The 23,523-nt window shown below is 41.4% G+C and carries 26 protein-coding genes; 7 read left to right on the top strand and 19 right to left on the bottom strand.

What is annotated here, in order from left to right; genetic code table 11:
- Nucleotides 1-3: 3 nt before the first annotated feature.
- Nucleotides 4-1,113 carry a pyruvate dehydrogenase (acetyl-transferring) E1 component subunit alpha gene (gene pdhA, locus B6A27_RS07035; RefSeq protein ID WP_044746649.1) on the bottom strand — a complete coding sequence of 370 codons (1,110 nt, stop codon included), beginning with the start codon at nt 1,111-1,113 and terminating at the stop codon, nt 4-6.
- 374 nt (nt 1,114-1,487) lie between these two features.
- Nucleotides 1,488-2,123, bottom strand: a complete 636-nt coding sequence (locus tag B6A27_RS07040) for a YkyA family protein (RefSeq protein WP_080860956.1) — start codon at nt 2,121-2,123, stop codon at nt 1,488-1,490.
- A 447-nt stretch (nt 2,124-2,570) separates the two neighbouring features.
- Between B6A27_RS07040 and def the strand changes: the two genes are divergently transcribed.
- The gene (gene def / locus B6A27_RS07050) at nt 2,571-3,125 is read left to right on the top strand and encodes a peptide deformylase (RefSeq protein WP_044746651.1); all 555 of its coding nucleotides are present in this window, start codon (nt 2,571-2,573) and stop codon (nt 3,123-3,125) included.
- Nucleotides 3,126-3,157: 32 nt separating this feature from the next.
- Here the strand turns inward: def and B6A27_RS07055 are convergent, their stop codons facing one another.
- Nucleotides 3,158-3,931: a Cof-type HAD-IIB family hydrolase gene (locus B6A27_RS07055; protein WP_044746770.1), complete on the bottom strand. Its 774-nt coding sequence runs from the start codon at nt 3,929-3,931 to the stop codon at nt 3,158-3,160.
- A gap of 478 nt (nt 3,932-4,409) precedes the next feature.
- Here B6A27_RS07055 and B6A27_RS07060 point away from each other — a divergent pair, with 478 nt between their 5' ends.
- Together B6A27_RS07060 and rnjA are read left to right on the top strand one after the other, a co-directional pair.
- A complete protein-coding gene (locus B6A27_RS07060) occupies nt 4,410-4,619 on the top strand; it encodes a DNA-dependent RNA polymerase subunit epsilon (protein WP_044746652.1) in 210 nt (69 codons plus the stop codon).
- 3 nt (nt 4,620-4,622) lie between these two features.
- Nucleotides 4,623-6,290 (top strand): ribonuclease J1, encoded by a 1,668-nt coding sequence (gene rnjA / locus B6A27_RS07065; protein WP_044746771.1) that lies wholly within the window; start codon nt 4,623-4,625, stop codon nt 6,288-6,290.
- Nucleotides 6,291-6,532: 242 nt separating this feature from the next.
- On the opposite strand, the gene B6A27_RS07070 is transcribed toward rnjA, so the two are convergent.
- From B6A27_RS07070 to B6A27_RS07100, 7 genes are all read right to left on the bottom strand, one after another.
- A complete protein-coding gene (locus B6A27_RS07070; RefSeq protein ID WP_236631808.1) occupies nt 6,533-7,198 on the bottom strand; it encodes a potassium channel family protein in 666 nt (221 codons plus the stop codon).
- 111 nt (nt 7,199-7,309) lie between these two features.
- Nucleotides 7,310-7,765: a TlpA family protein disulfide reductase gene (locus B6A27_RS07075; RefSeq protein WP_080860959.1), complete on the bottom strand. Its 456-nt coding sequence runs from the start codon at nt 7,763-7,765 to the stop codon at nt 7,310-7,312.
- A gap of 54 nt (nt 7,766-7,819) precedes the next feature.
- A complete protein-coding gene (locus B6A27_RS07080) occupies nt 7,820-8,362 on the bottom strand; it encodes a peroxiredoxin (RefSeq protein WP_044746654.1) in 543 nt (180 codons plus the stop codon).
- A 598-nt stretch (nt 8,363-8,960) separates the two neighbouring features.
- Entirely contained in the window at nt 8,961-9,203 is a 243-nt protein-coding gene (locus B6A27_RS07085) for a YkuS family protein (protein ID WP_044746772.1), read from the bottom strand.
- Between the two features lie 58 nt (nt 9,204-9,261).
- Entirely contained in the window at nt 9,262-10,386 is a 1,125-nt protein-coding gene (locus tag B6A27_RS07090; protein WP_080860961.1) for an N-acetyldiaminopimelate deacetylase, read from the bottom strand.
- Between the two features lie 121 nt (nt 10,387-10,507).
- Complete coding sequence (gene dapD, locus B6A27_RS07095) at nt 10,508-11,218, bottom strand: 2,3,4,5-tetrahydropyridine-2,6-dicarboxylate N-acetyltransferase (protein WP_044746656.1); 711 nt, start codon at nt 11,216-11,218, stop codon at nt 10,508-10,510.
- 71 nt (nt 11,219-11,289) lie between these two features.
- Complete coding sequence (locus tag B6A27_RS07100) at nt 11,290-12,153, bottom strand: transcriptional regulator CcpC (protein WP_080860963.1); 864 nt, start codon at nt 12,151-12,153, stop codon at nt 11,290-11,292.
- Nucleotides 12,154-12,280: 127 nt separating this feature from the next.
- Between B6A27_RS07100 and B6A27_RS07105 the strand changes: the two genes are divergently transcribed.
- Nucleotides 12,281-13,012, top strand: coding sequence for a sulfite exporter TauE/SafE family protein (locus B6A27_RS07105; RefSeq protein WP_080860965.1), 732 nt, complete (start codon nt 12,281-12,283; stop codon nt 13,010-13,012).
- Between the two features lie 14 nt (nt 13,013-13,026).
- On the opposite strand, the gene cbpB is transcribed toward B6A27_RS07105, so the two are convergent.
- From cbpB to B6A27_RS07130, 6 genes are all read right to left on the bottom strand, one after another.
- Nucleotides 13,027-13,479 carry a cyclic-di-AMP-binding protein CbpB gene (cbpB, locus tag B6A27_RS07110; RefSeq protein ID WP_066147697.1) on the bottom strand — a complete coding sequence of 151 codons (453 nt, stop codon included), beginning with the start codon at nt 13,477-13,479 and terminating at the stop codon, nt 13,027-13,029.
- Nucleotides 13,480-13,563: 84 nt separating this feature from the next.
- Nucleotides 13,564-13,764, bottom strand: coding sequence for an antirepressor AbbA (abbA, locus tag B6A27_RS07115; protein WP_044746659.1), 201 nt, complete (start codon nt 13,762-13,764; stop codon nt 13,564-13,566).
- Nucleotides 13,765-13,860: 96 nt separating this feature from the next.
- Nucleotides 13,861-14,010 carry a hypothetical protein gene (locus B6A27_RS18795; RefSeq protein WP_183186303.1) on the bottom strand — a complete coding sequence of 50 codons (150 nt, stop codon included), beginning with the start codon at nt 14,008-14,010 and terminating at the stop codon, nt 13,861-13,863.
- Between the two features lie 9 nt (nt 14,011-14,019).
- Nucleotides 14,020-14,268, bottom strand: a complete 249-nt coding sequence (locus B6A27_RS07120; protein ID WP_044746660.1) for a YkuJ family protein — start codon at nt 14,266-14,268, stop codon at nt 14,020-14,022.
- Nucleotides 14,269-14,452: 184 nt separating this feature from the next.
- Nucleotides 14,453-14,686, bottom strand: coding sequence for a hypothetical protein (locus B6A27_RS07125; protein WP_066147033.1), 234 nt, complete (start codon nt 14,684-14,686; stop codon nt 14,453-14,455).
- Between the two features lie 54 nt (nt 14,687-14,740).
- The gene (locus B6A27_RS07130) at nt 14,741-15,958 is read right to left on the bottom strand and encodes an EAL domain-containing protein (RefSeq protein WP_066147030.1); all 1,218 of its coding nucleotides are present in this window, start codon (nt 15,956-15,958) and stop codon (nt 14,741-14,743) included.
- A 500-nt stretch (nt 15,959-16,458) separates the two neighbouring features.
- Here B6A27_RS07130 and B6A27_RS07135 point away from each other — a divergent pair, with 500 nt between their 5' ends.
- Nucleotides 16,459-17,199: a C39 family peptidase gene (locus B6A27_RS07135; protein WP_080860972.1), complete on the top strand. Its 741-nt coding sequence runs from the start codon at nt 16,459-16,461 to the stop codon at nt 17,197-17,199.
- 19 nt (nt 17,200-17,218) lie between these two features.
- Here B6A27_RS07135 and fadH read toward each other — a convergent pair whose 3' ends face one another.
- On the bottom strand, nt 17,219-17,983 hold the full coding sequence (gene fadH / locus B6A27_RS07140; RefSeq protein ID WP_066147026.1) for a 2,4-dienoyl-CoA reductase: 765 nt from the start codon (nt 17,981-17,983) through the stop codon (nt 17,219-17,221).
- Nucleotides 17,984-18,251: 268 nt separating this feature from the next.
- Here fadH and B6A27_RS07145 point away from each other — a divergent pair, with 268 nt between their 5' ends.
- Complete coding sequence (locus B6A27_RS07145) at nt 18,252-19,139, top strand: metallophosphoesterase (RefSeq protein ID WP_080860973.1); 888 nt, start codon at nt 18,252-18,254, stop codon at nt 19,137-19,139.
- Nucleotides 19,140-19,232: 93 nt separating this feature from the next.
- On the opposite strand, the gene B6A27_RS07150 is transcribed toward B6A27_RS07145, so the two are convergent.
- Nucleotides 19,233-21,314 (bottom strand): RNA degradosome polyphosphate kinase, encoded by a 2,082-nt coding sequence (locus tag B6A27_RS07150; protein ID WP_080860974.1) that lies wholly within the window; start codon nt 21,312-21,314, stop codon nt 19,233-19,235.
- Between the two features lie 14 nt (nt 21,315-21,328).
- A complete protein-coding gene (locus tag B6A27_RS07155) occupies nt 21,329-22,858 on the bottom strand; it encodes a Ppx/GppA family phosphatase (protein WP_080860975.1) in 1,530 nt (509 codons plus the stop codon).
- 110 nt (nt 22,859-22,968) lie between these two features.
- On the opposite strand from B6A27_RS07155, the gene B6A27_RS07160 reads away from it, so the two are divergent.
- Nucleotides 22,969-23,406, top strand: coding sequence for a YkyB family protein (locus B6A27_RS07160; protein WP_066147019.1), 438 nt, complete (start codon nt 22,969-22,971; stop codon nt 23,404-23,406).
- Nucleotides 23,407-23,523 lie beyond the last annotated feature (117 nt).

Below are 23,523 nucleotides of genomic sequence, written 5' to 3' on the forward strand. Positions count from 1 at the left end.
GGCCTATTTCGACTCCTTCTCTTTATAAATTTCATATTGTTCTTTTAAATGAAACGGCATCTCTTCATACATGATGCTCATTAAATCCGTTACTTTTTGTTTCGCTGTTTCGTCTGCTTTTTTGATCGCTTCTTTAATATCTTCTTTCGCTTGCTCAATTACGCTGTTTTCTTCAGCTTCGCTCCAAAGACCTTTTTTCTCCAAAAACTTGCGGAAGCGAACGATCGGATCTTTTTTCTCCCACTCGTTTTCAAGTTCTTTTGTGCGGTAACGAGTTGGATCGTCCCCAGCCATTGTATGTGGACCGTAACGGAAGCACAATGTTTCGATCAGCGTTGGACCTTCTCCATTAACCGCGCGCTCACGAGCTTCACGCACAGCTACGTAAACAGCTAATGGATCCATGCCATCCACTTGAATGCCAGGAATACCCGCTGCTGCGGCTTTTTGAGCGATCGTTTTTGCTGCTGATTGCTTTTCTACTGGGGTCGAAATCGCAAAACGGTTGTTTTGCACAACAAAAATAGCAGGGGCTTTAAACGCTCCGGCAAAGTTCATTCCTTCATAAAAATCGCCTTGGGAAGCTCCGCCATCGCCTGTGTATGTAATGGCTACCGCTTTTTTGCCGCGCTTTTTCATTCCTAAAGCAACGCCGGCTGTTTGAATGATTTGCGCTCCGATAATAATTTGTGGCGGCAATACGTTAACGCCTTCAGGAATCTGATTGCCATGAAAATGGCCACGCGAGAATAAAAAGGCTTGATAAAGCGGAAGTCCATGCCAAATCATTTGCGGTACATCACGATAACCAGGCAAAATGAAATCTTCTTTTTCAAGCGCAAATTGGCTTGCAAGCTGGCTTGCTTCTTGACCGGCCGTTGGCGCATAAAATCCTAAGCGTCCTTGGCGGTTTAACGAGATCGAACGTTGATCAAGCACGCGTGTATAAACCATTCGACGCATTAATTCTTTTAGTTGCTCATCGCTTAAATTCGGCATCGCTGCTTCGTTTACAACTTCGCCTTCTTCGTTTAAGATTTGGAAAGTCGGAAATTGCTCAGCCACTTTTTCGAGCTGCTTCTTCAAATTGAATACGGATGTTTTCGCACCCATTCCATTCACCTCTACCTTTCTTGTATATAAAGTAAAATCAACCATACCAAGCATCAGCAAGCACTTTCATACAGCATTAATTTACCCAAATTCCGCTATAAACAGACAATATTTGCCGGCCGTCTGCACATGATGTGGCAGGATTACGAGAATCAAAAAACTGTATCAATGTTTTTACAAATAAAATTAGTACAATGATTATTTGCAACTTCAAGTTTACACCTTCTTAACCCATCCGTCAATTACTTTGATTTCTCGAATCACTCCCATACATATATTGTAAACCGAAATAATCTGTTATAATATATAAATGACGTTGTGTTATATTCTGTTATAGTATATTAAGGCATTAAAAAAAGCTGCCTTTTCGACAGCTATTTCCATTCACGATATAATCGCTTCTTTTCTTGATTATACTGTTCCGTATAATCATTAAATTGGTCATTGTCTGAAAGCAGTTCTTTATATGCACGATTAATTTGGTCCGTTTGGTGTTGCAGCTTTTCTAACGTTATATGCTCATCTTCAAGAAGACGATAAAATTCCTTTTCTAGCGCTAACGCTTTATGATAGTGATCATATACTGACTTGTACGCATCGTACCGCTTACCAATAATTTTTATCAAGGAACTCGCCTGTTTTTTCATTGTTTCATCTTGTACATGCGAAAGGCTTTCCTTAACGATGGTTAATTGTTCCTCAGCCTTTTCAATGTTTTTATATTCTTCCTCTATTTGCTTGTTTCTTTTTTCAATAAGCACTTGAGCCTTTCGCGATAATTTGGACACTTCAGAAAATCGTTTCATTCCAAGATCCATGATCTCGTTGTACAGCTTTGTCTGCTCCTGCTCGAGACGAACAAGCTGTTCATGCTCTTCGTTCATTTTGTCCTCGTATTTAGCCATTTTCTCCAACGCATCCATCACTTCTTTTTCAGGTGCCAACACCTTGCACCCTTGCACGAAAACCATCAGACAAAGAATCAGAAAAAATAGTTTAGCTTGCTTCATCTTTCATTCCCTTCTTTCCTGACCCATTTTATCATATGTTTATTTACGATCCACAAATTTGTTTGATAGACTATTATAGATGAAAAACATTTAATTCTTCTATATAATATGGTATTGTTTTCGACGGTGGGGGGTCGCTTCATACCCCCGTGAATGGGTCTGAAAGCGGCGTGTTCCGCGTCTTTGTCACGCGAATATGTGGCGAAAACAGGTCCGAAGCTTGCCTCCAATCGTCGATTGTTCACAGATCATTTTTTGATCTTTCAGTTGCACAGATATTATTTCACTAGTGTTGATGGTCCATTATTTTACTTTAAAACAGATGATATGGCTCACCATCCGCTTTTCTACTGAAGCAGAAAAGCGAGGAATTCAGTACTGTTCATTTGTTTTTATTCAATCATCAACACGCTTGATATGATTTCATTATACAAGGAGTGATAAGCGATGATTACCATGAAAGATATTGTTCGCGAAGGCCATCCGGCTTTACGGGCCGTTGCTGAACCAGTTGCTTTGCCTGCTTCTAAGGAAGAGCAGGACCTTTTGCGAAGCATGCTGGAATACTTAAAAATGAGCCAAGATCCAGAGACGGCGGCAAAATATGGACTGCGTCCCGGCGTTGGATTAGCAGCCCCACAAATTAACGTCTTAAAACGAATGATTGCTGTTCATGCCCATGATGAAAAAGGAACGCTATATAGCTATGGTCTGTTTAATCCAAAAATCATAAGCCATTCCGTTCAGCTCTGCTATTTAACAAGCGGAGAAGGATGCTTGTCTGTTGACCGCAACGTTCCCGGATATGTACCGCGTTATGCCCGAATTACGGTTACCGGTACAACCCTTGAAGGCGAAAATATCACTTTGCGCTTAAAAGGATATCCGGCCATTGTCTTCCAGCACGAAATTGACCACTTAAACGGTATTATGTTTTATGATCACATCGATCAAGAAAACCCTTTCAAAGCACCAGAAAATGCGATTCCGATTGAACGATAAAGCGTAAAAAGAAGGGCGGACCGCCCTTCTTTTTACTTAATCAGCTCGAGCTGCTTCAGTCCGTATAAAATCCCTTCTTCATCCACTCGCTTTGTTACAAAATTAGCCACTTCTTTCACTTTCTCATTGGCATTTCCCATAGCCACACCTGTACCGACAAACTGAAGCATTTCGATATCATTTAGCCCATCGCCAAATGCATAAACATCCTCTTTGTCAATGCCGACTCGTTCGATCAGCCTGCGAATTCCTTCCGCTTTCGAACCACCAAACGGCAATACATCTGTAGATACGTTATGCCAACGCACAAAATGAAACTCAGGATACGATGTGATATAGACATGCTCTTCCTCTGGTTTGCAAAACAAAAGCGCTTGATAAATATCGCGCTGCTCATAGTAAAGCGGATCAAATGGAGGATGAGAAAATTTTAGGCTTTCCATACTTACATGAATATATGGATGTTCTTCAACGCTCGCCCTCATCCTTTCGGCATCCATAAACACAAGCGGATGCCCATTCTCATGAGCACGCTCTTTCAATTCATGCAACTTAGAACGATGCAAAGGATTTTTATAAATGACCTCGTCTTCAAAAACGACATATTGACCATTAAAGCTGACAAAGGAATCGATTCCTAATTTCTTCCGCAAATTTTCAAACATAAAAGGAGCTCTTCCTGTCGCAATCGCTACATACACTCCCGATGTTTTAAGCTTCTGAATAGCTTGCACAGTAGAAGCCGGCAATTCTTTGTTTTCATCAAGCAGTGTGCCATCAATATCAAAAAATACAATTTTCTTCATCGTTTTCTCACCTTTATAAAAAATCATTGCATTTCTTCATCATTACGTTAATGAAAAAAAGCAGGAATGTCAAACAAAAAATCTTCCAGCTTTCACCATGAAAAACCCTTCTTAATCTTCATATACTAAATAAAAAAAGTGGACATTTACTTTCGACAAGAAATGAGTACAATAAAAAGTAGGGAGTGATGAGAGATGTTGAAGAAGCTCAAGAAAAAATTGCTCCAACAATGGAAAGATTTGCTCCGTAAAAAATCAATCGCTTAACCGGACAGCCCTTCTTAAGAACAAAGAAGGGCTTCTTTTAAAATGAAAGACATGAATGAAAGCTCGGAGTTTCGTCAAAGATGATAGAAGTAAAAGGCAGCGCTGCTTGGAACATGTGCCGTGTCCAAAATAAAAAGCATGAAAATCAACTATATTTTATATATAATAAAAAAGTTAGGGAAATTATCGGTTAGTAAGGAGAGGTTTTACAATGATTTTTAAAGTGTTTTATCAAGAAAATCTTGACGAAGTGCCTGTAAGAGAAAAAACAAACACGCTGTATATCGAAGCGGAATCAGAACGGGAAGTACGCCAAAAACTTAAAAATCGCGCAATCAACATTGAATATATTCAGCCTCTTGAGGGCGCTCATTTAGAATATGAAAAACAAAGCCCAAATTTTAATGTACTGGAGATTTAGATGATGAAGTTTTTAAAAGAAAACCAAGTTGGTGTATTTGCGCTCGGCGGATTAGGCGAGATCGGAAAAAATACATATGGCGTACAATTCCAAGACGAAATTATTATCATTGACGCGGGAATTAAATTCCCGGAAGATGAACTGCTCGGTATTGATTATGTTATTCCTGATTACAGTTATTTAGTCAAAAATGCAGAAAAGATTAAAGGATTATTTATCACTCATGGTCATGAAGACCATATTGGCGGTATCCCCTATTTGCTTCGTCAAGTGAACGTTCCAATATACGGTGGAAAGCTTGCTTTAGGACTCATTCGCAATAAACTAGAAGAGCACGGATTATTAAGCCAAACAAAGCTCATTGAAATTAAAGAGGATGATGTGATCCGTTTCCAAAAGACAGCCGTTACGTTTTTCCGGACCACTCACAGCATTCCGGATAGCTATGGGATTGTCGTAAAAACTCCAGCGGGGCAAATCGTGCATACCGGTGATTTCAAGTTCGATTTCACTCCAGTAGGTGAACCAGCCAATTTAACAAAAATGGCTGAAATCGGAAAAGAAGGTGTTCTATGCTTGCTATCCGACAGCACCAATAGCGAAATTCCACATTTTACAATGTCAGAACGCCGCGTCGGTGAAAGCATCCATGATATTTTCCGCAAAGTTCAAGGCCGGATTATTTTTGCCACATTCGCTTCTAACATCCATCGTTTGCAGCAAGTAACTGAAGCTGCAGTACTTAATAATCGAAAAATCGCTGTATTCGGCCGCAGCATGGAGGCAGCCATTGAGATTGGACAAGGACTTGGCTACATCAAATGTCCAAAGGATACATTTATTGATGCCGGACAAATCAATCGCCTCCCAGCCCATCGCGTCACGATTTTATGTACAGGAAGCCAAGGAGAACCAATGGCAGCATTATCTCGCATCGCCAACGGCACGCATCGGCAAATTCAAATTATTCCTGGGGATACAGTTGTCTTTTCATCCTCCCCAATCCCTGGAAACACGGTCAGCGTGAACCGTACGATTAACATGCTGTATCGAGCCGGTGCCGAAGTGATTCATGGACCGTTAAATGATATCCATACATCCGGTCACGGTGGGCAGGAAGAGCAAAAGTTAATGATTCGTTTAATGAAGCCAAAATATTTTATGCCGATTCACGGAGAATACCGAATGCAAAAAATGCATGCGAAGCTTGCTGTTGACTGCGGGGTTCCTGAAGAGAACTGCTTTATTATGGACAACGGCGAAGTGCTTGGTCTAAGTGCAGAGGAAGCAGGAATCGTCGGTAAAGTTCCGTCCGGATCTGTTTATATTGATGGCAGCGGCATTGGAGACATCGGCAATATCGTGCTTCGCGACCGTCGTATTCTTTCTGAGGAAGGCCTTGTGATTGTCGTTGTCAGCATCAATATGAAAGAATTCAAAATCGCGGCTGGTCCCGATATCATTTCACGCGGTTTTGTTTATATGCGGGAATCTGGCGATTTAATTAGCGATGCTCAAGCATTAATTACAAAACATCTTGAAAAAGTGCTTGAACGGAAAACCAATCAATGGTCAGAAATCAAAAATGAAATCACAGATACTCTTGCGCCGTTTTTGTATGAAAAAACGAAGCGCAAGCCGATGATTTTGCCAATTATTATGGAGATCTAATCAGAAACAGCAAAAAGCAGGGAGAGTCTCCCTGCTTTTTGCTTTCCATATTCCCGGTTTGAAACAACCACTCGGCGAAAAGACAACCTTCTGCTTTTGAATGGACTATACGTTTCAGCCTCTCTTAACATCTAAAAAAGCGCCATAAGCAAGACATGAAGGGCGGCTGAAAAACGAGGAAAATCATTGTCTTATGCCACGTATTGATACAAAACAGCAGCGGTTCGTTTCCTCCTATGCTTTTAGCCGCTCACCACTTTTGCTTCAAAGCGGTCAATATCTTCGTCGGCGCCGATGACAACCAATATGTCCCCTTTTCGAATCATTTCAGAGGCCAACGGAGAAACAATAACTTCATTGCCTCGCTTAATCGCAACAATATTGATCCCATAACGCGCCCGAATATCCAACTCCAGTAATGAATGGCCCTCAAGGCGATGGCTTGCTGCAATTTCAACAATGCTATGAACATCAGAAAGCTCTAAATAATCAAGAACATTATTCGAAATAATGCTGTGTGCAATTCTTTCTCCCATATCGCGCTCTGGATGAACAATTTGGTCGGCTCCGATTTTTTTCAATACTTTTTCATGATAGTCGTTGGTAGCTTTTACGGTAATATTTTGCACCCCAAGCTCTTTTAAAATTAACGTCGTTAAAATGCTCGCCTGGATATTGTCGCCGATCGCAACAATCACATGGTCAAAATTGCGAATGCCTAAGCTTTTCAGCACGGCCTCATCAGTTGAATCTCCTACCACAGCATGTGAAGCAATGGAGGCATATTCATTGACGCGATCCTCATCAATATCAATCGCAAGCACTTCCATCCCTTGTTCACTTAATGTACGGCAAATACTGCCGCCAAATCGACCTAATCCAATTACAGCAAACTGCTTTTTTTTCACATGTATTCCTCCAATTTCACATCGCAACATGATCTTCTCTTGTTAATGTAATACGTTATGACAAAAAATGCAAATCAAAAAGGAACGAGCGGTATCGTTCCTTTTGGAGCTTTATTCTGCTTTTTGCTTTTCCTCCAGCACTCGATTGACGCGTTTTTCCAGCATCTTCATTCCGCTTCCACCCGCTTGAAAATGGCGCAGTTTTCCTTCTGCATCGAATACATAGTAAGCAGGAACGTATTGGTTTTCAAATGCATCCGTAATATGGTGTTCATTGTCTACTAAAATCGGCTGTGTCATGCCATGTTCTTCTGCCGTTCTTCTGACTAGATCAATATCTAAATCTCTTTCCGAGCGTGGCACATGTACAGCCACCACATTTAATACATCCTTATAGCGATTGCGAAATTCATTGACTTGCGGCATCGCTTCCTTGCAAACATGGCAGCTTACGGACCAGAAATGAATAAGCGTCGGTTTTTTTCCGATCAAATCCTCGTTTGTAACAGTGCCATTTACATAAGCTGTTGCTCCGTTCAATGTAGGCATTGTCTCACGTAATTTCATCATATCCCTCCTCGTAAACGAAGGTCTAACATGATGTTGTTAGACCTTCTTCGATTATACCTCCAGCGTTTTTTGCCTCGGGTTTGCCGGGCAAAGCTGGCCTGTTTGCAGCGCTTGCAGAACGCGCAATACTTCATCCACATTACGACCGATATCGTTATGATGTGCGACTGCGTATTTTAGCTCTCCCTCTGGATCAATAACGAATAAACCGCAAAGCGCGACTCCTTCCTCCTCAATAAGTACGCCATAGTCACGGGATACTTGATGATTTGTATCCGCTGCTAATGAATACTTAATCTTTCCAAGGCCATTTTCTGTGCGCGACATATTTATCCATGCTTTATGAGAATATACAGAGTCTGTAGAAGCACCAATGACAACCGCATCTAAATCTTCAAATTCTTCATAGCGTTCAGAAATAGCGGTGATTTCTGTTGAACACACGAACGTGAAATCTAATGGATAGAAGAAAAGAACCGTCCATTTATTATTTTTGATATTTTCTTCTAAGCTGACCATGCCAAAATCTCCGTTAGGTAAAACAGCTTTCATTTCAAAACGAGGAGCCTGCTTACCTACCATACGCTCTGCCATATGTATCCCTCCATCATTTTAGATTGAGAAAATATTATATATTTCCTCAATGGTATACCATATATGCGGAAAAATTATACAAAAAGCTATATGGTTATGAAAGATTATATAATAATCGATTCTGAAAAGCTGTTGAGCGACTTCTTAACATCCCTATTCATTCACAACAGACCAAACACTCACGATTCCATGAAAATGTTATGAGCCAAAACACAGATAGCGCGCTGATCAAACTGATCGCCATTATTCTAGTGATTATAATTCGCTCACTATTTTTTCTATATCCATATCATCGTTTTCTAATCGATTGACATGCTTGCATCGTGGACTTTATACATAGATCCCATTAGAAGATTAGGCTTATAGCCCATTCCAAAGCCCCGCTTTTCGTCGTTTGGAGAACAAGTCAACGATTTGTCCCGACCACGCCAAAACATGGCCAAGCGCCAGAATCAATGATCACTAGGTCACTCGGAAACAAATGCTGACACATCAAGTGGTATCTATATGTCACTTGCATGCAAACGATTGAGAGCAGAAAAAGACTAGGAAGGCGCCTAGTCTTTTTTCAAAAGCTGTTGATTTACGAGACGCTTGATTAGCGTAACTTCTCCTCGACTTTTTGGCAAACCTCGTCTGCGGTCAAACCGCTCGCTTCAATAACAGAAGCTGAGGATACAGCATTTTGGATGCCCATCACATTTGAATCCTGGCCAGTCACAACGCAGCAATCGCATCCTTTTGCATCACTTTCCTGTTGAAGTGCAATCACTTCATGACCTCTTTCTTTTAATGCTTGTTGAACATTTGTTAACGATGGTTCTACCCCAATCTTTGCCATCATTCATCCACCTCCTCATTCACATAATGTGCCTTATCGGAGAGGAAAATATGCCATTCTAATTATTTCCTTTCCATCCAATATAAGATGCCAGCAAGGAAATGGCTTGATCAATCGCAAGTTCGTTCGGATTTAACCTTGCATGATGCAACCCGTATTCTGATTCTACACCAAGCCAAAACATAAACCCTGGAATTTCGGCAAGCATATAGCCAAAGTCTTCTCCTGTCATGGCCTCTCGACATTCTATCATGTGAATATCAGAATGCTGCTGCACAAATGTCATGAACTCTTTCGTCAGTTTTTCGTTATTATATACTTGGTAGTACATGGAGCCATAATCAATCGATGCTTCACATTGATAGGCGATTTCCATTCCTTTAACAAGAGATTCAATTCTCTCTTTCACTTTTTTCATAGATTCTGCTGATAGTGTGCGAATCGTTCCTTCTAAACGCGCATTCTCAGCAATTACGTTTTGCACCGTTCCTCCCGAAATTTTCCCGATGGTGATAACAGCGCTGTCAAGTGGGTCAACGTTGCGCGCTACAATTGATTGAAGTTGTGTAACAAGGGCGCAGGCGGCGACGACCATATCATTTGCTAGATGAGGAAATGCCGCATGTCCACCTTTTCCTTTTAAATCAATGAACAGTTCTGATGTATTAGCAAATAGCAATCCTTCTTTTATAGCAATCGTACCAACAGGATATTCCGGTGCTATATGCAGTGCGATAATCATATCTGGCCGCCACTGCTGCATGGGCTCGCTTTGAAGCATCGGCAACGCACCGCCTGGACCTTCTTCGGCTGGCTGAAAAATAAATAATAAATCATCACGAATGGGATGATGCACAAAATGGGTTAATACACCCAAAGCAATACTCATATGAAAATCATGTCCGCAAGCGTGCATTTTTCCTTCATGTTGAGAACGATAAGGAAGTTCTGTTTCTTCATGAATGGGAAGTCCGTCAATATCCGCGCGGTAGGCAATCGTTTTTGTCGGCTGAAGGCCATTGATTTTTACAAAAATACCTGTTTTCCATGTTTGAATTTCCAACCTTTCCTGCGGCAATGACGCAATATAATTTAATAAATATTGCTGAGTTTTAAACTCTTGAAACCCCAATTCAGGAATTTTATGCAAATCACGGCGAATCGATACAAATGGGCTTACCATGCTTTTCTCCTCCTCGTAAAAAAGCGTGGAGCATCTCCACGCTTCGCTTGGCTGTTTCGCCTTAACGGGTATATTGATAGATAGCCTTCTTTTTAATGTTGAAAACGGAACAACACCACTTTTATAGTTGGCGCAATTCTTGCTTAATTTCTGTTTTGGCTTTTGTTTTTTCATCAATTTGTTTAATCACACGAGCTGGTACCCCTGCCACAACAGAATAAGGAGGCACATCATCGATTACCACCGCGCCGGCTGCAACAACTGCGCCTTTTCCAACCGTTACCCCTTCTAAAATAACGGCATTCGCGCCAATCACTACGTCATCCTCTACAATGACTGGCTTCGCTGAAGGCGGTTCAATCACTCCTGCCAATACCGCTCCAGCACCAACATGGCAATTCTTACCTACCGTTGCCCGACCACCAAGCACTGCATTCATATCAATCATCGTTCCTTCGCCAACAACTGCGCCAATGTTAATAACAGCCCCCATCATAATGACCGCATTATCGCCGATCTCAACCTGATCGCGAATAATCGCACCCGGTTCAATGCGAGCTTTAATTCCTTTTAAATCAAGCAATGGAATAGCAGAGTTGCGGCGGTCATTTTCCACAACATAATCTTCAATGCGGTCTTTATTCGCTTCCATCACCGCTTGAATTTCCTGCCATTCACCAAACACGACTCCAGCATTTCCCGTTATAAACGCTTTTGAGCCGGTTCCAAAATCTAATCCTTCAAGATTTCCTTTTATGTATACTTTGACTGGCGTCGCTTTTTTACTATTTTGAATAAACGCAATAATTTCATTTGCATCCATCATTTTCATGTCAGCATCCTCCTTTTATTCTCTTATTCCTTTACTTTAGCAAAACAAAGCCTGCGCTGACAAGCACCAATTCAGTCCATCAGCTCTCGGACCACTTGATAAAACGCTTGTACTTGCGGAAGCTGCCACGCGGTATCTGCACCGATAAGCCACGTACCTCTCTCCATCAATCGCCCCGTTCGATCCTTTAGCGGAATTTTGTTCATAGAATCGTCTAAATCATGAAGCGCTATTTCCGGCAAAATCGCATAACCGATCCCATGATAAGCCAACTGTTTGCACGTCTCAATTTGATCAACAACCATTGTCCGTTCAGGCGGTGTTTCAAATTGTTCATGCCACCATTGTTGAATATGGAGAAAATAGGTGGAATCGCTTTTAAACTGAATAAACGGTCGATCGGTTTTGGGCAGCTGCTCAAGACCGTTAATTTTTTGATCGATTAAATACAGCCGATCAGCAAACAAAAAATGCTTGATGCCGTTCCAATGGGGAACACCGCGCACGATCCCGATATGAAAATCGTTTTGATACATCCATTCCATAATATTGCTTGTCCATCCTGTAACTAACGCAATTTTGACGTTCGGATATCGCTCGGTAAACCGTTTTAAGATGGATGGAAGCCAGTGCTGGGCAGCAATAGAAACGACTGCTAACCTTAACGTCCCGCTCGCCCGTCCATCCATTTGCTCGACTTCCTCTTTTACTTGCTCAGTCGCTTGCACGATTTCTTTGACCAGCTGGACAATTCTCTCTCCAGCCGGTGTCAAAATCAGCCCGCGAGGTGTTCGAACGAAAATTTTTGTATTCCAGTCATTTTCAAGCGTCTGCAAACGTTGAGAAAGAGCTGATGGGCTTACATATAATCTTGCCGCTGCTTTGCGCATGTTCAGCTCCTCAGCTAAAATCACAAGCCATTCATATTCAGTCATGCACCCATTGCCTCTTTCTGATAAGTTTTGCTTATCATTCTTGTTTATTTTTATGAAATTTCCTTATACCATTAAATTGTATATGATGATAGTAGAAAATACTAAACCAAGGAGAGGACGGTTGCATATGGACTATGCCTTATTTATCGTCATCGGGGCATTAACATCGTTTGTTGGAACTCTGGCCGGCGGTGGTGGCTTAATTGGCATGCCTGTCCTGCTTTTAACAGGCGTACCTGTCCATCAAGCGATCGCCGCCGCTAAATTTTCCAATATGATCAGTTCATTTTCAAGCTTTTTTGTACTTCTTGGCGAAGGAAAAATCGGCTGGAAGCAAACCGCTTTTATCGTTCCGATCAGCTTAGGAGGGGGGATTACAGGCGGATTGCTTGCTTCATCCCTGCCTGAAAAAACCATGACGGCTATCGCCATTGCGTTGTTGACATTTGCTCTCAGCCTGCAGTTTTTTCGAAAAAAGATGACGCAGCAGCGGTCAGCCGTTTTTTCGAAAAAATTATATGCGCCGCTTTATGGAATTAGCGTCTACGACGGAATGTTCGGTCCAGGTCAAGCCACGTTATTAATGTATACTTATTTGTCAACAGGACTTGACTATTTATCGGCGATCGCCTTTACGCGATTCCAAACGTTTATCAGCTGCTTTGGCGCCTTTGCCACGTATTTGTACGCCGGCCATGTGAACTGGCATATCGCCCCTTTTTTAGCGCTAGGGTCCGTCATTGGTGCACAAGTGTCTGTCAGACTTGCCCAAAAGCTAAAACAAGAACACTTGTCACTCATTTTAAATATCGTCACATTCCTGCTGATTATTCAGCTTGTTTTTAAAATGATCGGGTAAAGCACGCTGAAGCCTCATCCATTATAATGATTGAAGCGCCTCAGCTGCTTGTTCAACCGTTTTAATACTTCGCGTCTTGTAAAAATCCCTTCAAAATAGCCTTGCTCGTTTTCAACACAAACGAAAGGATGATTGACAATCAGTCCGATTCCCTTAATCACATTGTCGTTTAAAGATAAACGTGGAATATCTTTATTCATCACTTCCTCAACTTTCATTCGCTCCAATCGTTCAAGCTCAATTCGCTCTAGTCCTAAAATAGCATCCATAATCATCGTTGTACTGATAAGTCCATGCAGCTTATAAGATATATCAAGTACAGGAATTGCGGAGTATCTAGTTTTTGTTAAAACTAACAAAGCGTGATCCAAGTAATTTCCAACTTGAACATGAGCCACTTTTTCTGAAGGAATTAAAAATTGTGCAATCGTTTTGCCGGTAAATTCTTTGCTATCAAAACTGATCATGCCTATTTCCGCCTTTCGCATATACTTCTTCCCTTTTCAGTTTAACATACTCAGCGGTGTTGGATAAAAAAATAACTATCGCTTTTAAAGCGATAGTTCTTCATGAATTCGATGATACAGCTGTACTAATTTTTGATGACGCGCTTCATCTACATATTTGTAGCCCCTTTCGATATCAGAGAGCTCGCAGCTAATAATTTCAAGTGCATACTGCTGAGTAAAAAGCACATCCAGCAGCAACATCTGCTCATCTAAAGATAATCTTTCCAGCCATTCGTTTCTCATGATTCATCCTCCTTGCCAACATCCATTAGTATATATTCACAAATACGATGAAAAAGTCCAAAAAAAAATAAAAAGCCTTCGCTATTCGAAGACCTTTTATCCTTTACTTGTATAAATGTTGCGCAGCATAAACTGACAAGAAGGACATGCATAAATCACATTTTGATTGGATTGTGCCGTTAATACCTCTTCTAAATAAGCTTGGCTTCGGCATACAGGGCAAATAACAACCGGCTTTTTTTTCATGATTTCGCCTCACTTTTTTTCATCTAATAACTCAAAAATTTCGATCGCAATCATATCAATATTGTCAAATTGGTAAGTATTTGGCTTCTTCCCTTTCTCATATACCTCTAGCATAAATGTATCGTTTTTCGCTAGGTAGGTGACACTGCATTTTTTTTCTCCATTCACTTCAAAATTTCGCTGCGGCGCCTCGTTGCCACTCGGCTCTTGGTCACGAAGCTGCATAAGCCGTTGAATAATCCCTAGCAGTTGAGACATAAGCTCTTCCTCCTTTATACGAAAAGGGCACTTTATGTATAGTATAGGCCTGATGCTCTCAAAAAAATAAACATATGCCCATGTTTCCCCCATTGATTATATCAGAAAAAACGTGTAAAGTATCCTCTTTCGTCAATCTCCCTCGTCAAAAAGGGCAACCCTTCTAATGGATCGCCCCGCTTGTTTATCCTCTGTTTAAAGCAAGATAAATAATCATGCCTAAAGCCAACAAGCCAGCAAGCACATATGCCAGCAGGACAGGATTGCGAATATACGGATGCTCTTGTATTTTTTCATTCACCGGCGCATCGTATTGTTCCTGCAATTTTTGGCGCCGTCCAAGTGAATACGTATAGAGAAATCCAATAATCGCGATAAGTAATACGATTATTGATAATATAAATGAAGTTTGCGCCATCGTATTTTCACCTCGTGCTTACTTTCCCCCATTTCCCCTATATTTTATTCAATACTAATAATGAGCATCGTGCTCAAATAAATAGCTATAAGATAAATCAATGAACAAGTAGTGGCACTCATCAATCGGATAGGAGTACGTACGAATCGTCTCTCCTGTTTCGATATCTCCGTACAAGTCTGATAAAATGCCCCTTTTACGCGAACGCATACGCACAATATTTTCTAAAAAATATGGACGCCAACTCCAATTCTTCATATAGTACTCCGGCTGCAGTTCCCAAACATGACTCTTTTTGAAAATATTTGCTGATTTTTGAAATCCATCCTCGTCACACACATAGATGCGAAAGCATACATCGCTCAGCTCAGCAGCTAGAGACGAAATGAGTTCGTTAAAACTTGCTGTTTTTTTATACTTGGAAAGCAGCGCTGTGACTCTCTGTTGAAACTGTTCGGAAATATTGTATAGTATTTGCAGTTTTTTCTTTTCCAGCTGAATAAATCCGTGGCACTCTTGACGCAAACGGTCTTTTAGAAAATCAGCCGGTAGCAACGCAGACTGCGGTTCAGCCAAATAATACCCTTGATAATAACGGCCGCCATTTTGCCAAGCATATTGCAGCTGAAAAGAGGTTTCAATATCCTCATACAAAAGAGTAGCCCCCATTTTGCGAGCAAGCAAAGAAATCGAATAAAGCACATCCTGATAGGAGTAGCTGCTCGAGATTTTTCGCAGTTCATGCAAATCCATTTTTAATATATCTGGCGCCAATAGGCTAATGCGCTCAAGATTGCTGCTGTGTTCCCCAATATGATCGAGAGCCACGCGAATCCCGTATGTACGAATATAGGTTAATAAATGACTAAGCTGATTAAAGTCTCCTTTAAAAAACGGCTCGTTAATTTCCAGCACAATACGATCTAAGGACAAGCCCTTCTCTTTATATTGAAACAATAAAGATAAAAATGACTCTGCCCGATCCATCATCAATAAATTAGCATCTTGATTAAGAAAAATAAGCAGCGAATGGTCATCATTCAATAAAAAATGGTCAAGCGCCTTTCTTGTTACGACTTCATCGACTTCTAAGCGAAATTCCTCCGGAATGGCTTCGTCATGAAAAAAAGGGCCTAAGCTTACAATTCCATCCTCAGAGCGATATCTGCCTAGTACTTCATAGCCGATGACGCGATGCTCATCAGCGCTAAAGATCGCTTGGTAATACGGGATGACGCGTTGCAAATTAGTTACAATATCTAACGCATCCATGCTGCTCACCTCTTTTTGCACTCGTCATTTTGCATATTATACCACACGATTCCCCTACCTCATAAAGAAAAAAATCGTTGCCATACTATAAGTCCGAACATGCTTTAAGGCATGCGCTCGTCGAACAGTGAACGCTTTTACGGGCCAATCCCTTTGCTCGCTGGCGTTCCTGTTTAAGGGAAGAGGCAGAAAAGTTTGTTTGTAACTATATAAATACAACTTGATGTCTCAACATGTGTCTCCCATGCCAAAAAGGAATGAGCCGATTTCGACGGCACGGTTTAGCTTGATCGAAGGAGGTCGATGACTTACCTTCCAACCATAAGTTTTCACACATATCGTTCATTCATATTACACAGCATAAAGACAACAAACGAATGGATGTGTTCAATACCAATATATAGGCTCTCATGATAAGGTCTGTCATTCGTTTCAGCTTCATATCTGTTTCAGATCATATACTGCTTCAAAGTGAATTTCGATTGGATTAGGTGATGAACATGAACTATCTTTATATGGGAATAGCGTTTTTTATGCTGCTTGGCTGCTCAAATGAAGAGAAAAAAGCAGCACCTCCGTCCCATTTGGCAAAAGAGGCAGAAAACCCTCATTTCCGTTATGAGCCGAAAGCGGTACAAAATCCCGAAAAAGTGATTCTGCATGTACCGTTAATTAAGCAAGTTCCTGAGTTGAAATATGGATGTGAGGTAACAAGCTTAGCCATGGTGCTGCAATATGCAGGAGTCCAAGTAAATAAACTGACCTTAGCCAAACAAATAAAAAAGGATTTAGATCCGAAAATAAGGGATCGACATGGAAACATCATTTCATGGGGAAATCCGGCAGACGGATTTGTTGGAGATATGACTGGAAAATCGAGCGGTTATGCCGTGTTTGATGAACCGATTGTAGAGCTGATGGAAAAATATCTGCCAGAACGTGCCGTTAATTTAACTGGACAACCTTTCACTGAGCTGCTTAGGTACGTTTCCAATGGCCATCCCGTTGTTGTTTGGACAACAGGAGATTATCGCCTTCCAGATCGTTGGGAAAGCTGGAAGCACGGTGGACAAACGATTCGTACACCGCTCGATTTGCATGCGGTTGTTCTTGTCGGTTTTGATTCAGATTTTGTTTATATCAACGATCCTCTCTGGGGGAAAAAAGCACATCAAGTAAACAAGCAGCAGTTTATTCGTTCATGGATAGCCTTAAAAAAAAGAGCGGTTTCCTATAATTGAAACCGCCTTCTTTTATCAATTAAAACGGATATTGGTTTAGCCATTGCCCCCCATCTATTGTAATGCATTCCCCATTGATGTAAGCGGCTTCATCTGAAAGCAAAAAAGCAGCAAGTCCAGCAATTTCTTCAGGTGTTCCAAGCCGGCCAAGCGGCACACTTGCCAATGTTCGCTTCGCTGCTTCCTCGGATTCCCAAAGCTTTTCCGCTCCTCCTGTTCGTTCAATCGGACCAGGAGCGATCGCATTCACACGAATCCCATATTTTCTGCCCCATTCTACAGCAAGTGTGCGCGTCATCGCTAACACGCCCGCTTTCGCGCACGCCGAATGGATAACGCCAGCACCGGCATTCCACGCATATGTAGCAACCATGTTAATAATGGTGCCTTTTGCTTTTTTATTGATCCAATAATTCCCTATTTCTCGACTGCAATAAAATGTTCCGTTCAGCACAATGTTGATCACGCTATTCCATCCATTGATTGACAGCTTTTCAGCTGGACAAATAAAATTTCCTGCTGCGTTATTAATTAATGCGTCAATTTGCCCAAACTCCGCATCCGTGCGCTGAACCATTTCGGCGACGAGTTCAGGTTCACGCACATCCATTTGAATCGGCAGCACCATTCCTTCCGCGGTCTCAATTTCCTTTTTCACCTCTTCTAACGCCTCTAATCTTCTTCCTGTGATCACAACACGAGCTCCCTCTGCCACAAACCGCTTGGCCATATATTTTCCCATTCCGCTGGATGCACCTGTTACAATAATCACTTTTCCCTGCACATTTTCTCCCCCTTAAATTACTGACTGATTATTCATTCATTTTTATTTTACTATAAATATACATAATTTTCTAACATTTTTATTGGTCTATATCCATACTTCTTGAAAATAAAACAAACGGAAAGACAAATCGGCTGTTTCCGCGACGAAAAACCGATATTTTTACCTGCAAGAGGCAATCAATGAAAAGCTGAGCTTGATCTATTACTTTTCTGTTTTTGATTCTCCATTTATAATATAAATAATGGGGAAAGGACGTAGATAATTCATGAAAACCACGCCACAAATGAACAGAAGAACATTTCTCAAAAAAAGTATTGGCTCCCTGCTCGGAGGCATGTTTATCGCTTCCTTCGGGTATTACTACGCTCGTTTTATCGAGCCAAGCCGGCTGACCATCAGTAAACATTCAATTACTCATCCATTAATCCCCAAGAGCTTCGATGGTATGACGATTGTACAATTTAGCGACACACATCTCGGAGATTATTATTCACTCGAGCGGCTGAACCAGCTTGTTAGCCAAATCAACGATATCAAGCCAGATCTGGTTGTTTTTACTGGGGATTTGATCGATGCTCCTCATCAATATCCTTATGCTCATCAAATTATTCCTATCCTTTCCAGAATTCGTGCTCCGTTTGGGAAGTTCTCCATTTACGGAAACCACGATCATGGAGGTTATGGAACGAATTTATACCGAAATATCATGAATCAGGCCGGATTTCGTATGCTTGTGAACGAACATGCGATCATCCAGCTCGTCGATAAAAGCAAAATCGCGATTGCGGGCATGGACGATTTAATGCTTGGCCGCCCGCATTTTGAACAAACCTTTCAACAAATTCCTCCATCTACCTATACCATTTTATTATTGCATGAACCAGATGGAGCCATTCAAGCGGCGCATTACCCTGTCCACCTGCAGTTATCAGGGCATAGTCACGGCGGCCAGATCCAGCTTCCTTTCATCGGTCCTCTGATCACACCTCCACTGGCCATTCAGTATTATGAAGGATTTTATGAGGTGGGGAAAATGAGGCTTTATGTCAATCGAGGCCTAGGCACAACTCGAATGCCATTGCGCTTTTTAACTCCTCCTGAATTAACAATCTTTACATTAAAGCATCAACCATCGTCGGCGTCGGATGGTTGATGCACTGATTTAAGGTTGAGAATTCAAGCAGTATGGACCATCGTTGCCTCATCATCCTCAACTAGTATCACGGGTTTATCCACCTTCCTCTTTCTATTCTTCATCTTCTTTGACGCGATAGGCTAAATTAAGTAGCCACAATTGACTGTCAATTTCCCGTTCCCCCTTCGCTTTTTTCACATAATGATACTCACCATACCTATCCTGTTCCCTAGCTTTCACATTATCCGCAAGCAAGATAGACAAAATGTCCACAATTCTTGATTTTAAATGATCGGCTAAAATCGGAAATAAAATTTCCACTCGTTTATCCATGTTACGCGTCATCATATCAGCTGATGATAGAAACACTTTCTCCGCTCCATTATGCTGGAAATAGTAAATTCGGCTATGTTCAAGAAACCGACCAACAATACTGCGGACGCGAACGCGATCACTAACTCCCGGGATGCCCGGGCGAAGGCAGCAAATTCCGCGAACAATTAAATCAATATTCACCCCTGCTTGTGAAGCTTCATACAGTTTCATAATCAGCTCTTTATCTGTCAGCGCATTCATCTTTGCAATAATACGTCCATTTCCGTGTTGACGATGCAGGCGAATCTCCTCATCAATGAGGTGAATAAATTGGCGGCGAATATCGAATGGAGCAACGGATAGATAGTGAAAATGAGGTTTTTCCATATATCCGCTTAAATAGTTGAAAAAATTCGTAGCATCCTCGCCAAATTCACGGTTGGATGTTATGAGACCTAAATCGGTATACAGTTTGGCTGTCGCATCATTATAATTTCCTGTACCTAAATGAATAAAGCGCTCGATTTTCCCATTTCGCTGCCTGACAATCAGGGTGATCTTACTATGTGTTTTTAAATGCGTAATGCCATAAATGACATGACATCCTGATTTCTCCAGTTCTTTGGCCCATTGCACATTATTCTCTTCATCAAAACGAGCTTTCAACTCAACAAGGACCGTTACTTGCTTGCCGTTTTCCGCTGCCCGCTTCAAAGCTTCGATAATGGGAGAATCACCGCTGACGCGATACAATGTTTGCTTGATGGCGAGCACCTGCGGATCATCTGCCGCCTCCGATACAAAATCGATGACGGGTTCAAATGATTCATAAGGATGATGAAGCAAAATATCCTGTTCCGCCGCTTTTTCAAAAATGTCCTCCCCAGAATCCAAATCTCTTGGGGGCTGCGGAATAAGCGCCTCATATACCAAATGCTCTTTATATAAAGATAGTTCTTGATAAAAGCGGTAAAAGAAGGTCAAATCAAGCGGTCCGTCGATTTCATATAGGTCATCATGACCAATTTCTAATTCCTCTAATAAATAATTTAAAATAAATGGATCAAACCCGTCCTTTCTTATTTCCAGACGAACAGCAGCCCCCCATTTTCGTTTTTTTAGCTCTTTTTCAATTTCTTTTAATAAATCGCGCGCGCCTTCTTCATGGATCGTCAAATCGGCATTGCGCGTAATGCGGAATGGAGTCACTGAAATCACATCATATCCAGTAAATAACGTTTGAATATGAGCCGTAATGACATCCTCGAGCAACACATATACAAAGCGGTCAGATTCCGATGGGAGACGGATGAAGCGATTTAACACAGAGGGGACCTGAACAATCGTTAATTTTCGTCTTTCCTCCTCTTCTTCAGCATCAAGCACAACTGCTAAATTTAAGCTTTTGTTCAGCAGCATCGGAAACGGACGGTACGCGTCCACGGCCATTGGAGTTAAAACAGGGAAAATCCGTTCAGTAAAATACGCCTGCAAAAACTCCCTCTGCTTTTCCGTCCATTCATCTATAGCTGCCAAGTAAATCTTCTCTGCTTTTAACATGGGCAAAAGCTGTTCATTATAAAACCGATATTGAGCAGCTACTAGCTCATATACTTTTTCGGAAATTTTGTTTAGTTGCTGCTTCGGCGTCAGCCCCGCTTTGTTTTCAGGTTTATTAAATCCTGCCTTTACTTGATCTTTTAAGCCGGCTACACGCACCATAAAAAATTCATCTAAATTCGAACTGAAAATCGCTAAAAATTTTAATCGTTCAAGCAATGGATTTCTCTCATCAAATGCTTCTTGCAACACACGTTTATTGAAAGCAAGCCAGCTTAATTCGCGATTATTATAATAATTTGGATTATTTAGCTCCATCGTGCTTCCCTTCCTTACTCATTTTGCTGAAAATGCAATTCAATCGGGCGTTTGAGTATTTTCTCGATATGTTTTTTATTTTTTTCCGCCTGGTACTCCTCTGCTCGAAAATCTCCGCTACAAATGATGTTCATGATAATGGTGTCGCTCTGCTCAGACCATCTCATTTGCTGAACAATCTTTCGCTTCGTATCGTTTAGGCTATAAGCAAATTTTAAAAGAGCACCAAGAAAGCGAATGCGCTTTTGTTCTTCTTTCGTAAACCAACTGCTAAACGGAGCGATATACTGTTTAAATAACGGTTTATTTTTGTAAGAAGCCATAAGGGCAAGTTTTACGCGGTCCTTATGCATCAATCCATCAATGGTTCGATTGGCCAATAAATAAAATGTATGCTGACTGCTTGATTCTTCATCAATATACTGCCCTAAATAAAACACCCGTGCAGCCCATTTCATATCCCGCACATCTTCATCTGTCAACGGGTATAATTGAAGCAAACGAATTTGCTCCACCATTTGCGAAAGAAGATGGGACACATATTCCACATCGTCTAAGCGAATATCATAATCCTGTGCCAATTCGAAAAAGCTTTCTTGGAGAACGTTGGGAAATACTCTAGTCCCAAACGGTTGAGTGAATTCTTCATAAAAAATGCCATCGCGCAAGCCTTTTCTGCTCAACACAAACGAAGAAGCTTCTACGACATCATACAGTACACGAAAAACCTCCAATGCAGGAATCATTAAATCCGCACGATCCTTGGATAAACCTTCCAATTTTTGAATGTCTTCAAATGGAAGTGAGGTTAGTAGCTTTCGAACGTCTAGCAGGTGTTTTCGTTTCATTTCGTATTGATGAACACCAGCAAGCGGATATCGGCACATAAGTTGATGAACTTGTACCACATTTCGAGCACTTCCCCCCATAGCAACAATAGGAACATTTCTTTGCAGCAGCCATGGCAAAGAGTGAAATTGCTCTTCTACATATTCGGCAAGAAGCTCTAACTCCTCATCTGTTGGAACGTTGCCCGCCACAAACTTTTGCTTTAATGACAAAACTCCGAACGGAAAGCTGTGTAATTCATATAGTTGCCTGTCTTTATAATAAGTGATTTCTGTGCTACCGCCGCCAATATCTATTGTTATCGCTTCAGAAATGGGCGTAGAATTAACGACGGCAAGAAACCCGTAATAGGCTTCCTCCTCTTCAGTAAGTACCCGAATACAAAAATCTGTATTCGCTTCTATCCATTCAGCGATTTCTTGTTGGTTTTTCGCCTGGCGAATTGTAGCGGTAGCCACACATTTGACGCGTTCTAAACGATGATAGCGGGTAATTTCCTGAAAGCTTTGCAGTGTATTTAATAAAAGCGACACGCCCGATTCCGCCAACATCTGGTCTTCTGTTAAATGGCTGCGAAGTCTTGCCACCACTTTTACATTTTCAACTTCACGCAACCGACCGCTTTTTTGCCGTTCATAAATCACTAAACGAATCGTATTTGATCCGATATCAATGATTCCGTACTTTTCTTTCATGCTTGTTCATCCTTACGTTTATTTTTCATTAATCATATCATATGTTGCAAACAAATGTTCATGCTGTATAATAAAAGTACTAGACAAGCCTATTGAAAAGGAGACGAATCATGGAGAGTTTAGAACCAACGATAGATAACTTAGCGAAAGCGATTTTCACTGTTAATCGCCATGCGAAAACAGCATTAAATCCATCTTTTTTATATCTGTTAAAGAAAAAGACGATTGAGAAGCTGATTAGTGAGGGCAAAGCCAAAAAGGTGGGTCTTCATTTCTCGCCGAATCCGCGCAACAGCCAACAGCAATCTGACGTTCTTGTCGCTGTCGGCAACTATTATTTTCATATTCCTCCGACAAAAGAAGACTTCGCAACTCTTCCGCACTTAGGGGCCTTAAATGGCGTTTATCGCAATCCTGTCGCAAAAATGCCGCTGTCGCAAGCCAAAGCATTGTTACAGTCATATGCCGGCATCAGTGAAACACCAGCTAACAAACCTTCGCCAAGAACATACCAAAAGCCGGTATTTAAACGGCTCGGTGAACGTTAAGGATGGAATGGAGCCGCTCTCTTTGAAATCTGGTCATTTCAGAATAAGCAAAACGAGACGCGCTTTTGCTCGCGGCCGGTTGTCGGGTTTACTCGCCTTCGGCAACCGGCGCTCGTT

Origin of the sequence: Anoxybacillus sp. UARK-01, assembly GCF_002075365.1 — a bacterium.
GTDB classification, from domain to species: Bacteria; Bacillota; Bacilli; order Bacillales; family Anoxybacillaceae; genus Anoxybacteroides; species Anoxybacteroides rupiense.